We start from the raw sequence: 12,943 nt of genomic DNA, 5'->3' as shown, positions 1-12,943 counted from the left end.
TGTTGACCACGATCGCCTCGGGCTTGAGCAGCTTGAGGCGATCGTGGTCAACACGGCCCGCGGCGAGGTGATCGACGAGAACGCGCTGGCCCGGCTGATCGAAGCCGGCGACGTCTCGGCCGCGGGCCTCGACGTGTTCGAGCAGGAGCCGGCCGTCAGCCCCCGCCTCGTCCGGCTCGCCCGCCAGGGCAAGGTCGTGCTGCTGCCGCACATGGGCTCGGCCACCTTCGAGAGCCGCCTCGACATGGGCGAGAAGGTCATCATCAACATCAAGACCTTCATGGACGGCCACCGGCCGCCGGACCGCATCCTGCCCAGCATGCTCTGATCCGGGCCGGAGACGGGCCGCCTACAGCACGTCGCTGTTGGCGGCCGCCTCCGGGACCTGGGCCTGGGCGGCCTTCTGGTTCGCGCTCTGGAACAGCCGCTCGCTCGTCAGCTTGAGGAAGTAGAAGCCGAATTCCGGGTTCTGGTAGTAGAGCTGCTTGACCTCGGAATAGGGCACGCACAGCGCCCGGCCCGCCTCGACGCAGACCAGGGACGCGGTGCGGGCGTTGCCGGGCGAGAGCAGGCCGAGCTCCCCGACGATGCCGCCCTTGCGCACGTCGATGCCGTATTCCGGAATCCGGAACAGGCCGCTCTCGACGTAGTACATCTCGGTGGCGAGTTCGCCCTTGCGGAACAGGACCTCGCCGATCCCGAAGGGCCGCTCCGAGCCGAACGGCCGCAGCCATTCGAGCGACAGGTCGCCGTCGGCCGCCGTCTCCACGTCGCGGACCAGCCGCATCATCTGCCAGAGCCGGTAGGCGTTGAACGGGATCTGGATCGCCTCGGTCAGCACCACCGGCATGCTGCCGATCAGGAACCCGTAGGTGATGACGGCGCAGCTCGCCAGGAGGGCGATGATCCGCAAGGGAATCATCGTGCTCATCGCCGAGGCCGAGATGGTCAGCACGGTCCCGAGATAACCGATCGCTTCGATCCAGTTCATGCGAGGCCCCCGCGCATCCTGTCAGCGGAACGGGATGCATGTTCGGGGACGAGCGGCAAGACACCGGACCGGCCTCGGGCGATCGAGAGCGCTACCCTGTGCCCGGACGGATACGCCCGGCCACGGCATCGGCGGCCCGCGCACCCTCCTCGTAGGCGCCGCCCGCCGTGCCCCATTGCAGCCGCGACAGGGCCTCGCCGGCAAACCAGATCCGCTCGCCCACGGGGGCCTGGAGCCGCTGCCGGGCCGGGGCATGGCCCGGCGGCACCACCGCCCAGGAGCCGCGGGACCAGGGATCGTGCCGCCACTCGCTGACGGCGGGGATGGACAGGTCGTGCAGGCGCCCCGCCCCGAAATGGTGCGCGAGCACGGCGCGCACGTGCCGGCGCACCCCGTCCGGCCCGCTGCGGGCCGCATCGACCGCCTCGGCGTCGGCATAGTCGAGTTCGTAGTAGTGGAACGGCGTGCCGTCGATGCGCGCGAGCAGCCCCGGCGGCGACTGCCGGCCGCCGGCGATGCTGGCGAGCCGGTCCCGGCCCCGGAACGGGCTCGACGGCCAGTGCAGCACGGCGTGCTCGTAGAGTCCGGTGCGGAAACCGTCGATCGCCGATCGGACTTCAGTGGGCAGGGCGGGCGCGAAGGCGATGGACGCCCGAAGCACCATGACCGGCGCGGTGACGATCACTGCGAGCGCGCTCACGCACCGCCCGCCCGCGACCGTGACGCGGACGCCCGCCCCGGACCAGTCGATGGCCTCGACCGGGCTGTCGAGGGCGACGGGCAGCCCGTGTGCCAGCCGGGCGAGATAACCGCCGTAGCCGCCGGCCATGAAGAAGTTGTCGCCGTATTCCATGCTCGGGAAGTCGTGCAAGGAGACCTCCTCCAGGGGACGGCCGGAGACGAGGCCGTGCACGCGGGCGACGCGCCCGCCCCAGGGGCCGAGGCTCGCAGGCAGGGCGCTCGACGCCGGACGGTCCGGGCCGGGCGCGGCGGCCCCTGCGGTCATGGCCCGGTCGGCGAGGTCGAAGGCGCGGGCGGCCGCCCGCCGCTCCTCCGGCCGGGCGGGGCGGCGGCCGACCCAGCCGTGCCCGTCCTGCGGCGCCCGCCTGAGGGGCTCGCCCCGTGAGAGGCCCAACCGGACCAGGGGGTTGATCGGCCCGGCATGGAGCCAGTGCGCCCCGAGGTCGATCGCGTGGCCGCGCAGGTCCGTGGTGAAGGCCCGGCCTCCGACCCGGCTGCGGGCCTCCAGCACCGCCACCGACACGCCGCGGCCGACCAGGGTGCGGGCCGCGGCGATGCCCGCCGCGCCCGCGCCGACCACCACCACGTCGGGGGTCTCGGGCAGCGGAGCGAGGCGGGGGACGATGCTGGGGCGGAAATGGGCATGGGCCGGCGCACCGGCTCTGGTCTCGCGCATGGGCGGCGGGGTTCCCTCGGTGCGTTCGGCGTTCCGGCGGTTCAGGGCTTCAGGACCTCGACCGTCGCCGACTTCTCACCGCCCGGCTTCGGGCTCCCCGTCAAGGTGTAGATCCGGCCCTCGAACGTGACCGCGCCGAAGCCGTGGCGCGGGGTCGGCAATCTGGCGAGGCACCGCCAAAGGTCCTTCTGCAGGTCGAACGCCTCGACCTCACCGAAGGTCCGGGTGGTCGATTCGCCGCCGATGACGAAGACTTCCCGGCCGAGCACCGCGGAGGCGCTGCCGCTGCGGGCGGTGGGCAGCGGCGCGGCCTCGCGCCACGAATCCTCCGTGGGGTCGTAGACCTGCGTCGTGGACAGGTTGTGGGCGGGGTCGCCGTCGCGGCGCCCGCCGATGGCGACGATGCGACCGTCGATCGCCTGGACCGCGAGGTGGTCGCGGGGCGTCGGCAGGGGAGCGGCTCGGCTCCATGCATCGCCCGCCGGATCGTAGACCTCGTGGGCCGGGTCGTTGCCGCGCCCGCTGCGGCTTCCGCCGACCACGTGGATGCGGCCTCCGACCACCGCCGCCCCGCCGGCCGCCCGCGGCGTCGGCATCTCCCGGCGCGCGGTCCAGGCATCCGCCTCCGGATCGTAGGCGTAGACCTGGCCCGACGCCGTCCAGCCGTTCACGTAGCCGCCGAAGACGTAGATGCGGCCGTCGAACCCCGCGGCCATGGCGTGATGGACCGAATGGGGAAAGGGCGCGCCCTTGCTCCACGCGTCCCGCGCCGGGTCGTAGATCAGGAGTTCCGTGGCGCCATTGTAGTCGCCGACGACGTAGGCCCGGCCGTCGATCATGGCGACCGCGACCTCCGAGCGCTCGGCCGGTGCCTTCGAGCCTCCGGCCCAGGCGCCGGCCTCATGAGCGCCGACTTCGTGGGCGGGGGCCGGCACGGCGAGGGCGAGGAGGAGCGGGAGGGCGAGGGTCAGGCGCATCGGGTCCGATCGTTCGCGGCAGGCAGCCGGTGAACGCGGCCGGGCCGGAAAAGTGCACCGGTCGCAGCGCATGGCGGGCTGCCGGAGCCTTGAAGGACGCGCGCGCCGTCACCAGAAAGCCGGGGCGCCGGCCCGGCGCCGGAGCGGGACATCCCCGGAATGCTGATCCAATCCGCCCTCGCCGCCCTGCGGCAGACCTTCTCGCCCCCTCTGCGGGCGATCCTGTGGAAGTCGCTCGGCCTGACGCTGGGCCTCCTGCTGCTGGTCTGGCTGGGGCTGACGCGGCTGATCCAGTGGTTCCAGGCGAGCCACCACATCTCGGCGCAATACCCGCTCCTCGACAGCCTCGCCTATTTCCTGGCCGGCTTCGGGCTGTTCGTGGCGCTCGCCTACGTGATGCCGGCCGTCTCGATCCTGGTGGCTGGCTTCTTCCTGGACGACGCCGCCGAGATCGTCGAGCGCACCGACTTTCCCGACGACCCGCCGGGGCAGGCCCTGCCGCTCGCCACCGCGATGCTCTACGCCCTGCGGTTCGGCGGCCTGACCCTGCTGGTGAACCTGGCCGCCCTGGTCATCTTCCTCGTGCCGGTGGTGGGGATCGCGGCCTTCTTCGCCGCCAACGCCTACCTGCTCTCGCGGGAATATTTCGAGATGGCCGCGGCCCGGTTCAGGCCCCTGGACGAGGCCGCCGCGATGCGCCGCGACTTCTCGGCGACGACGCTCGCGGCCGGCTGCCTGCTGGCGGGGATGATGGTGGTGCCGGTCGTCAACTTGCTGACGCCGCTCTTCGGCATCGCCCTGATGGTGCACGTGCACAAGCGGCTGGCCCGGCGCCTGCCGGCCCCCGCTCCCCAGGGTCGACTTCGGTAGGAACGGCTATCTGCGCGTGCCCCAGCGGGCGCCCATGCGGCTGGACGAGGCGGCATCCGCGCCGATCGCGGGGCCGGAGGCGGTCATGGGGCGGTGCTGCGAGCCCGGCCCCATCGGCTCGGGGGCGATGCTGTCGGGAATCTCGGCCATGCCCGGGGTACCGCGCCCCGTGGCGAACTGGCCCGCCTTGCGGAAGCGCCAGAGGTAGCCGGGCACGACGGCCTCCGCCGCGGTCGGCAGGATGCCCAGAGCCTCCAGGGTGCGCCCCTCGGATTTTGCGTATTCCGAGACAACGTTGTCGCTCTGGAGCAGCACGACCTGGTCGCGGGTCAGCTTCAGGTCGGCCGGCAGGAAGCCGAAGGTCAGGGTGTCGGCGATCTCCATGGCACGCGCCTGGAGCTTGGCCAGCGGCAGCGGCAGGTCGAGCACCACGCGCTTGCGGTGGGTCGTCTCCAGCATGTAGCGGACGAGGTGCTCCAGGGTGGCGACCTCGGGGCCGCCGAGTTCGTAGACCTTGCCGCCGGGCACGCGGCCCTCCGTAGCGAGCGCGATGGCCTCGGCCACGTCGCCGACGAAGACCGGCTGGAAGCGTGACTTCGCCCCCGCCAGGGGCAGCACCGGCAGGGCGCGGGCGAGGTTGGCGAAGCGGTTGAAGAAGCTGTCGCCCGGGCCGAACACCAGCGAGGGGCGGAACACCACTGCCTCGGGACAGGCCGAGAACACCTTGGCCTCGCCCTCGGCCTTGCTGCGGGCATAGGCCGACCCGGAGGCCGGGTCGGCACCGATGGCCGAGACGTGGACCAGGGCCGCGCCGACGCGGGCGGCGGCCTGCGCGATCTCGCCCGCGCCCTCCGCCTGGAGCCGGGCGAAGCGCTGGGGGCCGGCCTCCTGGAGGATGCCGACGAGGTTGATCACCACGTCCGCGCCCTCGACCGCGCGGGCGATCGAATCGGGGTAGCGCAGGTTGGCCTGCACGGCCACGATCTGCCCGACCTTGCCCAGCGGCTGGAGGAACAGGGCGAGGTCCGGCCGCCGCACGGCGACGCGGATGCGGTAGCCGCGCTTGGCCAGAGAGCGGACCACGTGGCGGCCGAGGAAGCCCGAGCCGCCGAAGATCGTCACCAACTGCGAGGCCGGGCGGGTCAGGCCCAGGGAAGCGGTCGGGGTGCTGGAGCCGGTCATCGCCTCGTCCCGTTGATCGATCGCGGACCCTGTCGAGGGCGCCGCACTACCGGGCTACTTAAACCAATTCCAGCCCGTGGGGAGCCGGTCGGCCCGGCAATCGTGCGCCCGCGCATGACAGAGCCGAGGTCGCGTGCCGGCGGAGGTTCGGCCCGGAGGAGCCATGCACGGCTCAAGGGCTGCCGGCCCATCGGTCCGAAGGGATTTTCACCGGTCTTTCAGAGCGCCCGGTCAGGGTTGGGTGTGGTTCGGGACCGGCAGATCGCGTGTCGCCTCGACGATGTCCAAAAAGCCTGCGGCCGGGTCGATCCAGCGCCAGTCGGCGCCCATCTGGTGGCGGAACCAGGTGAACTGGCGCTTGGCGTAGCGGCGGGTGTCGGTCTGGCCGCGCAGGATCGCTTCCTCCAGGCTCAGGGTGCCGTCGAGATGGGCGATCAGTCCGGGCACGCCGTGGGCACGCATCACCGGCAGCATCGGATCGAGGCGGCGCTCCCGCAGCTGGGCGATCTCGTCGAGGGCGCCGGCCGCGAGCATGTCGCGGAAGCGCGCATCGATGTGCCGCCGCAGCAGGTCCCGGTCCGGCGCGAGGAAGATTTTCCGTAAGGTCTGCCCTGCCAGCGGGCCGGGGATACGGTTGCCCTGGAAGGCGGCGATGGGGCGGCCCGTGGCGGTGAACACCTCCATCGCCCGCATCACCCGCATCCGGTCGCTCGGCCTGAGGGCTTCGGCACCGCCAGGATCGCAGGCGGCGAGTTGCGCGTGCAGCGCCCCGGTCGGCACGCCCTCGGCCCTGGCGCGGATCTCGGCCCGGACCGCATCCGGCACCGCCGGCAATTCCGAAAAGCCCTCCTCCAGGGCGCGGAAGTACAGGCCCGTGCCGCCGACGAAGACCGGCAGGCGTCCATCCAGATCGCGCAACAGGGCGGTCGCATCACTGGAGAAGTGGCCGAGAGAGAAGTTCACGGCCCCGTCCACGTACCCGTAGAGGCGATGATCGACACGCGCCTCCTCGGCCGCGTCCGGCCGGGCGGTGAGGCGGCGCAGGTCCGCGTAGACCTGCATCGAGTCGGTGTTGACCACCACGCCGCCGTGACGAAGGGCGAGCGCCGTCGCCAGCGCCGACTTGCCCGAGGCGGTCGGCCCTGCGATGAGGATCGCCGCCGGCCGGTCGGACGGCGGCGCTGGATTTGGCGGCAACGGCGAAGACATCCCGGATGACCCTGGTCGCGGTTCTGATAGCAAACCCGGAGCGGCCGGCCATCACCGACGCGGTGCTGGCCGAGACGCGGGCCGTGCTCGCCACCGAGCACCAGCCCCGCATCCTGCATGGCGAGGTCGCCGCCGAGATCCTGGTGCCGGGCGCGCCCGCCGCGGCCGCGGCCCTGGCCGAGCGGCTGCGCACGGCGCTCTCGGGCGAGCCCATCGACGTGGCGGTGCTGGCAGCCGACGGGCACCGGCGCAAGCGCCTGTTCCTGGCCGACATGGATTCGACCATGATCGAGCAGGAATGCATCGACGAACTCGCCGGCACGGTCGGGCTGAAGGACCACGTCGCGGCGATCACCGAGCGCGCCATGCGGGGCGAGATCGCCTTCGAGCCGGCCTTGCGCGAGCGCGTGGCCCTGCTGAAGGATCTGCCGGTCGGCATCGTCGAGACGCTGATCGCCGAGCGCATCACATTGACGCCGGGAGGCCGGACCCTGGTTCGGACCCTGAAGGCGCACGGCGCCCGGACCTGCCTCGTCTCTGGGGGCTTCACCCTGTTCACGGGGCCGATCGGCGATGCGATCGGCTTCGACGAGCACTACGCCAACCGCCTCGGCGTGGAGGCGGGGCATCTCACCGGCACGGTGGAGGAGCCGATCGTCGGCAAGGCGCAGAAGCGCGCGACCCTGATCGACCTGCGCACCCGCCTCGGCCTCGACCCGGCCGAGACGCTGGCGGTGGGCGACGGGGCCAACGACCTCGACATGCTGGGCGAGGCGGGACTCGGCGTCGCCTTCCGGGCCAAGCCCGCGGTGGCCGCGGCCGCCCATGCCCGCGTGGTGCACGGGGACCTCACGGCGCTGCTGTACCTGCAGGGCTACGCGGCGGCCGAATTCTCCGCCTGAGCCATCCTACGGAAAGAGCCGCGGCCTCCGAGAGGCCACGGCTCCGATCCGGATAGGCGGCGCGGACTCTATTCCAGCCCGATCGCCACGAAGCGCACGTCGCCGCCGGCACTCGCCACCAGCAGCAGTACGGACTTGCGCCCGTCCTTCTTCAGGGCGTCGACGCGCTTGGTCACGTCGGCGGGGCTGGACACGGCCTCCTGCCCGACCTCGACGATGACCTCGCCCGGCTGGATGCGCTTGTCGGCCGCCGTCGAGTTCGGATCGACGCGGGTGACGACCACGCCCTTGACGCTGTCCTTGATGCTGTACTTCTTGCGCAACTCGTCGCTGATGCCCGACAGGTTGAGGCCGAGCGCCTGACGCACGGCGCTCTCGGGCTCCGGCTGGCGGGCATTGGCTGGCTGCGGCTTGTCGGTGTCCTCCAGGCGGCCCAGCACCACGGTCTTCGTGGTCTCCTCGCCCTTGCGGACCACCACCACGTCGACCTTCTGGCCGACCGGGGTGGAGGCGACGATGCGCGGCAGGTCGCTCGATGCCTTGACCGCGCTGCCGTTGAAGCGGACGATCACGTCGCCGACCTCGAGCCCGGCCCCCTTGGCGGGCCCCTTCTCGTCGACGCCCGCGACCAGCGCGCCCTTGGCGCCGCCCTTCAGGCCGAGGGCCTCGGCGGTGGCGTCGTCCACGTTCTGGATGCGGACGCCGAGCCAGCCGCGGCGGACCTCGCCGAACTCACGCAGCTGGTCGGTTACGGGCTTGGCCGTGTTGGAGGGCACGGCAAAGCCGATGCCGACCGAGCCGCCGGTGGGCGACAGGATCGCGGTGTTGATGCCGATGACCTCGCCGGCCATGTTGAACAGAGGCCCGCCCGAATTGCCCTTGTTGATGGCTGCATCCGTCTGGATGTAGTTGTCGTAGGGGCCGGACTCGATGTTGCGGCCCCGCGCCGAGACGATGCCGGCCGAGACCGAACCACCGAGGCCGAACGGGTTGCCGATCGCGATCACCCAGTCGCCCGGCCGCATCTTGTCGGAATCGCCGAAGGGCACCGCCTTGAGGGGGCGCTCGGCCGTGGGCTTCACCCGCAGCACCGCGAGGTCGATCTTCGAATCCTTGCCGATGATCTCGGCCTTCAGCTTGGTGCCGTCGTGCAGGATGACCTGGATGTCGTTGGCGTCGCCGATGACGTGGTTGTTGGTCACGACGATGCCCGAGGCGTCGATGATGAAGCCGGAGCCGAGCGAGTTCGACTTGCGCTGCTGGCGCGGAGTGTCGTTCTCGCCCCTCTGCTCTCCGCCGCCCCGTCCGCCGCGGCGGTTGAAGAATTCCTCGAACAGGTCCTCGAAGGGCGTGCCGGGGGGAAGCTGCGGCCCGGCGCGGTTGCCGCCGGGGCGGGCCTCCACCGTGGTCGAGGCCGAAATGTTGACCACCGCGTCCGTGACCTGGTCGGCCAGATCCGCCAGGGATTCCGGCCCCTTGGCGAAGGCCGGCAGGGGCAGCGCCGAGCCGGCGACGGACACGCCGATCATGGTCGCGGCGAGGACGGAGCGCGCGCGCCGGGCAAGGCCGGCGATGGGACGGGATGCGGGATTCGCGAGGGAGTGCATGGTCGGCCTCTTCAGGAACGCGTTTCCCGGTCGTGGTTGCGACCGCCCCATCGAGGGGCGGCCGGTGTCGCCTCAGCGCGCGGCGCCGGTGGTCGAGCCCGTGGTGGAGCCGGGATCGGACGTGCCCCGCGGAGCCCCGCCCTGCACGGCCTTGCCCTGCGGGTCGTTGAAGTAGCGGAAGAAGTCCGAGGTCGGGCTGATCACCAGCCGGGTGTCGGGGCCCTTCAGCCCGTTCTCGTAGGCCTGCATCGAGCGATAGAAGCTGAAGAAGTCGCGGTCCTTGCCGAAGGCTTCGGCGAGGATGCGGTTCTTGTCGGCGTCGCCCTGGCCGCGCAGCTGTTCCGATTTCTGCGTCGCCTCGGCCAGGATCACGGTGACGTCGCGGTCGGCCTTGGCCCGGATGGTCGCCGCGATCTGGTCGCCGTTGGCGCGGATGTCGGCGGCCTCGCGCTCGCGCTCGGTCTTCATGCGCTTGTAGACGGCCGAGGAGTTCTGCGCCGGCAGGTCCACGCGGGTCATGCGCAGGTCGACGATCTCGACGCCCAGCGCCTTGGCCTGCCGGTTCACGTCCTCCTGGATGTCGTTCATCAGCCGCATGCGGTCCGTCTTGACGATGGCGTCGCGGGTCGAGCGGGCGAGCACGTTGCGCAGGGACGAGTTGGTGAAGCTCGCCAGCCGCTGGTTGGCCAGCGCGATGTTGTTGACCGACTGGTAGAAGCGCAGCGGATCGGTGATCCGGTAACGGGCGAAGGCGTCGACCTCCAGGTTCTGGCGGTCGGCCGTGAGCAGGGTCTGCACCGGCAGGTCGAGGTCCAGCACCCGCTTGTCGAACAACACGACGTTCTCGATGAACGGCCACTTGAGGTAGAGGCCGGGGCGCTCCTCGCCGGTCTGGTTCAGCACGGCGCGCACGCGTCCGAACTGGAGGACCAGGGCCTGCTGCATCTGGCCCACGGTGAAGACCGAGGCGTAGAGGGCCACGACGATCGCCGCGACGACGACGACCAGTCCGGTGCGGATAGTCTGTCCGTTCATCGGGCCGCTCCACCCTGCGGAGCGGACTGGGTCCGCGCGCCGAACTCCGTCAGCGGCAGCACCGGCAGGACGCCGGCGGCGGCACCCGCCGCACCGGCCCCGGACCCGTTCTGGTCGATGATCACCTTGTTCACGGAACCGAGCACCTTTTCCATCGTGTCGATGAACAACCGCTCGCGTGTGATGGCGGGCGCGAGCTTGTAGGAGGCGTAGACCTCGTCGAAGCGGGCCGCCTGACCGGTGGCGTCGGCCGTCGCCTTCGTCCTGTAGGCCTCGGCCGACTGGACGATCTGCGAGGCGCGGCCCCTGGACTGGGGCACCTCGCGGCTGGCGTAGGTCTTGGCCTCGTTCTGGGCGGTGTCGGCATCCTGCTGCGCCGCGTTCACGTCGACGAAGGCGGGGCGGACCTCGGGAGGCGGGTTCACGCTGACGAGCTGTACCACCTCGATGCGCACGCCCGCGCCGTACTCGTCCAGCGCCTTCTGGACGATCTCTCTGACCTCCTGCGCGACGCTCGACTGCTCGTTGGTGAGGATCGCCTGGATGTTGCGGCGCCCCACCACCTCGCGCATGGCGCTCTCGGCGATGGCCTTGATCGTCCCTTCCGGGTTCTGGAGGTTGAAGACGAAGTCCGAGGCCTTGAGCGGGTTGACGCGCCACTGCACCTCGAAGTCGAGGTCGACGATGTTCTCGTCGCCCGTGAGCATCAGGCTCTCGTCGGGCACGTCGCGGGCGCGGGCCTGGCTGCCGACGCCGGAGCGGAAGCCGACCTGGATCGAGTTGACCTGGCCGACGTTCGGCTTGACCACGCCGCCGACCGGATAGGGGAAGTTGTAGCGCAGGCCCTCGCCCTTCGAGCCGACGTAGCGGCCGAAGATGGTCTCGATGCCGACTTGGTTCGGGGCCACGGTATAGAAGCCTGTCGCCAGCCAGATCGCCACGGCGAGGGCACCGACGACCACGACGCTGCGGCCGCCGCCGAAGGAGCCGCCGCCCCCGCCCGGGATGACGCCGCGCAGGCGGTCCTGGCCGCGCCGGAGAAGGTCTTCGAGGTTCGGCGGGGTCTTGCCGCCGCCTCCGCCACCGCCGCCCCAGGGGCCGCCGCCACCGCCATTGCCGCTACCGCGACCCCAGGGTCCACCCCCGCCGCCACCGCCGCCGCTCTGATTGCTCCAAGGCATCCTGGCCGTTTTCTCCTGCCTGCCGCGGACCTGCCCGCACGTCGCCTGTGCTGCCGGTCGTCGTCGCGACGACCGCGCCCGCTTCCACCTTCGAGGATCCGGCTGGGCACCGCCCCGTGCCGCGCTCTCGGCCCATCCGCCCATCGGGCGGATCTAAGCGTCTGAGACGGCGCACCTTCTTCGCGTCGGGCTGCCCACCTAGCGCGAAATCGCCCCTCGCCGCTAGGCACCTGCGTGCGACCGCGCGCTCCTGTCAAGGCTGGCAGTTGGGCATCGCACCCGCGCTTGGCAACCGCGGTGCGTCGTCCGCGCACCTGCTGGCGGCCTTAGTTTTTTCGCGGATGAGATCGGCCGCTCAAACGATGCGGTCGAGGACGACGAAGGCGAAGGCCCGCTCGTCGTGCTCGCCGGCCGGGTGCGCTTCGCGCTGGGTCTCGCGGAAGCGGGTGCGGTCGAAGGCCGGAAACAGCGTGTCGCCCTCCGGCCGGCCTTCGACTTCCGTGACGTGGAGCCGGTCGGCATGCGGCAGCGCCAGGGCGTAGATCTCGGCCCCGCCCACCACCATCAGTTCCTCCGCATCGCCCGCCGCCGCCAGGGCCTCGGCCCAGCCATGGACGACCGTGACCCCGTCCGGGGCGAAGGCGGCGTCGCGGGTGAGCACGAGGGTGCGCCGGCCGGGCAGCGGCCGGCCGATCGACTGGTAGGTCCTGCGCCCCATCAGCATGGGCTTGCCCATCGTCAGGGCCTTGAAGCGCTTCAGGTCGCTGCGCAGGTGCCAGGCCAGGCCGTTGTCGCGGCCGATGACGCCGTTCTCGGCGAGCGCGACGACGAGGGTGATCCGGGACATGGGGACTCGCAACTCCGGCCTTCGAACCCGCTCAGACCGCCACCGGGGCGGAAATCGCCGGGTGCGGATCGTAGCCCTCGATGGCGATGTCTTCGTAGCGGAAGGCGAAGAGGTCGTGCACCGCCGTGTTGAGGACGAGGCGCGGCAGGGGCTTGGGCCGGCGGGCGAGAAGCGTGCGCGTCTGCTCCAGGTGGTTCCGGTAGAGGTGCGCGTCGCCGAAGCTGTGCACGAAGTCGCCGAGGCCGAGGCCGGTGGCCTGGGCGATCATCGCGGTGAGCAGGGCGTAGCTCGCGATATTGAAGGGCACGCCGAGGAAGGCGTCGGCCGAGCGCTGGTAGAGCTGGCAGGAGAGGCGCCCGTCCGCGACGTAGAACTGGAACAGGCAGTGGCAGGGGGCCAGCGCCATGCGGTCGAGGTCGGCCGGGTTCCAGGCCGAGACGATGAGGCGGCGCGAATCGGGGTTGCGGCGGATCTCGTCCACCACCCAGGCGATCTGGTCGACCGTGCCGCCGCCGGGCTTCTCCCAGCTTCGCCACTGCTTGCCGTAGACCGGTCCGAGGTCGCCCTGCGCGTCGGCCCACTCGTCCCAGATGGTGACGCCGTTCTCGCGCAACGCCCGCACGTTGGTGTCGCCGGTGAGGAACCAGAGCAGTTCGTGGACGATCGAGCGCAGGTGCAGCCGCTTCGTCGTGACCAGCGGAAACCCCGCGCCGAGGTCGAAGCGC

At 71.4% G+C, this 12,943-nt stretch carries 13 protein-coding genes; 3 read left to right on the top strand and 10 right to left on the bottom strand.

What is annotated here, in order from left to right; translation table 11 throughout:
- Positions 1–328 (top strand): NAD(P)-dependent oxidoreductase (locus COGEMETH_RS23665; protein WP_283215044.1); only part of this gene is annotated, 328 nt, incomplete at its 5' end.
- Positions 329–349: 21 nt separating this feature from the next.
- On the opposite strand, the gene COGEMETH_RS23660 is transcribed toward COGEMETH_RS23665, so the two are convergent.
- The 3 genes from COGEMETH_RS23660 to COGEMETH_RS23650 form a co-directional block, all read right to left on the bottom strand.
- Positions 350–991: a cyclic nucleotide-binding domain-containing protein gene (locus tag COGEMETH_RS23660; protein WP_238185132.1), complete on the bottom strand. Its 642-nt coding sequence runs from the start codon at positions 989–991 to the stop codon at positions 350–352.
- A gap of 91 nt (positions 992–1,082) precedes the next feature.
- Complete coding sequence (locus tag COGEMETH_RS23655; protein WP_238185131.1) at positions 1,083–2,408, bottom strand: flavin monoamine oxidase family protein; 1,326 nt, start codon at positions 2,406–2,408, stop codon at positions 1,083–1,085.
- A 41-nt stretch (positions 2,409–2,449) separates the two neighbouring features.
- On the bottom strand, positions 2,450–3,385 hold the full coding sequence (locus COGEMETH_RS23650; RefSeq protein ID WP_238185130.1) for a Kelch repeat-containing protein: 936 nt from the start codon (positions 3,383–3,385) through the stop codon (positions 2,450–2,452).
- A gap of 159 nt (positions 3,386–3,544) precedes the next feature.
- On the opposite strand from COGEMETH_RS23650, the gene COGEMETH_RS23645 reads away from it, so the two are divergent.
- Positions 3,545–4,255, top strand: coding sequence for a sulfate transporter family protein (locus COGEMETH_RS23645; RefSeq protein ID WP_238185129.1), 711 nt, complete (start codon positions 3,545–3,547; stop codon positions 4,253–4,255).
- A gap of 6 nt (positions 4,256–4,261) precedes the next feature.
- Here COGEMETH_RS23645 and COGEMETH_RS23640 read toward each other — a convergent pair whose 3' ends face one another.
- A complete protein-coding gene (locus COGEMETH_RS23640; RefSeq protein WP_238185128.1) occupies positions 4,262–5,437 on the bottom strand; it encodes a complex I NDUFA9 subunit family protein in 1,176 nt (391 codons plus the stop codon).
- 231 nt (positions 5,438–5,668) lie between these two features.
- The gene (miaA, locus tag COGEMETH_RS23635; protein ID WP_238185127.1) at positions 5,669–6,634 is read right to left on the bottom strand and encodes a tRNA (adenosine(37)-N6)-dimethylallyltransferase MiaA; all 966 of its coding nucleotides are present in this window, start codon (positions 6,632–6,634) and stop codon (positions 5,669–5,671) included.
- A gap of 17 nt (positions 6,635–6,651) precedes the next feature.
- On the opposite strand from miaA, the gene serB reads away from it, so the two are divergent.
- Positions 6,652–7,548: a phosphoserine phosphatase SerB gene (gene serB, locus COGEMETH_RS23630; protein WP_238185126.1), complete on the top strand. Its 897-nt coding sequence runs from the start codon at positions 6,652–6,654 to the stop codon at positions 7,546–7,548.
- Between the two features lie 68 nt (positions 7,549–7,616).
- On the opposite strand, the gene COGEMETH_RS23625 is transcribed toward serB, so the two are convergent.
- The 5 genes from COGEMETH_RS23625 to COGEMETH_RS23605 form a co-directional block, all read right to left on the bottom strand.
- Complete coding sequence (locus COGEMETH_RS23625) at positions 7,617–9,155, bottom strand: Do family serine endopeptidase (RefSeq protein ID WP_238185125.1); 1,539 nt, start codon at positions 9,153–9,155, stop codon at positions 7,617–7,619.
- Between the two features lie 72 nt (positions 9,156–9,227).
- Complete coding sequence (gene hflC, locus COGEMETH_RS23620; protein ID WP_238185124.1) at positions 9,228–10,190, bottom strand: protease modulator HflC; 963 nt, start codon at positions 10,188–10,190, stop codon at positions 9,228–9,230.
- Positions 10,187–11,371, bottom strand: a complete 1,185-nt coding sequence (gene hflK / locus COGEMETH_RS23615) for an FtsH protease activity modulator HflK (RefSeq protein WP_238185123.1) — start codon at positions 11,369–11,371, stop codon at positions 10,187–10,189. Before hflK ends, hflC begins: the two co-directional genes overlap by 4 nt.
- Before the next feature lie 355 nt (positions 11,372–11,726).
- On the bottom strand, positions 11,727–12,218 hold the full coding sequence (locus COGEMETH_RS23610) for a dihydrofolate reductase (RefSeq protein ID WP_238185122.1): 492 nt from the start codon (positions 12,216–12,218) through the stop codon (positions 11,727–11,729).
- 31 nt (positions 12,219–12,249) lie between these two features.
- The coding region (locus COGEMETH_RS23605; RefSeq protein WP_238185121.1) for a thymidylate synthase at positions 12,250–12,943 on the bottom strand (694 nt) is incomplete at its 5' end.

The sequence above is a fragment of the Methylobacterium trifolii genome (genome assembly GCF_022179685.1).
GTDB classification, from domain to species: domain Bacteria; phylum Pseudomonadota; class Alphaproteobacteria; order Rhizobiales; family Beijerinckiaceae; genus Methylobacterium; species Methylobacterium trifolii.
The sequence above is the reverse complement of the archived record's forward strand: the minus strand, read 5'-3'. Positions and strand labels throughout refer to the sequence as shown.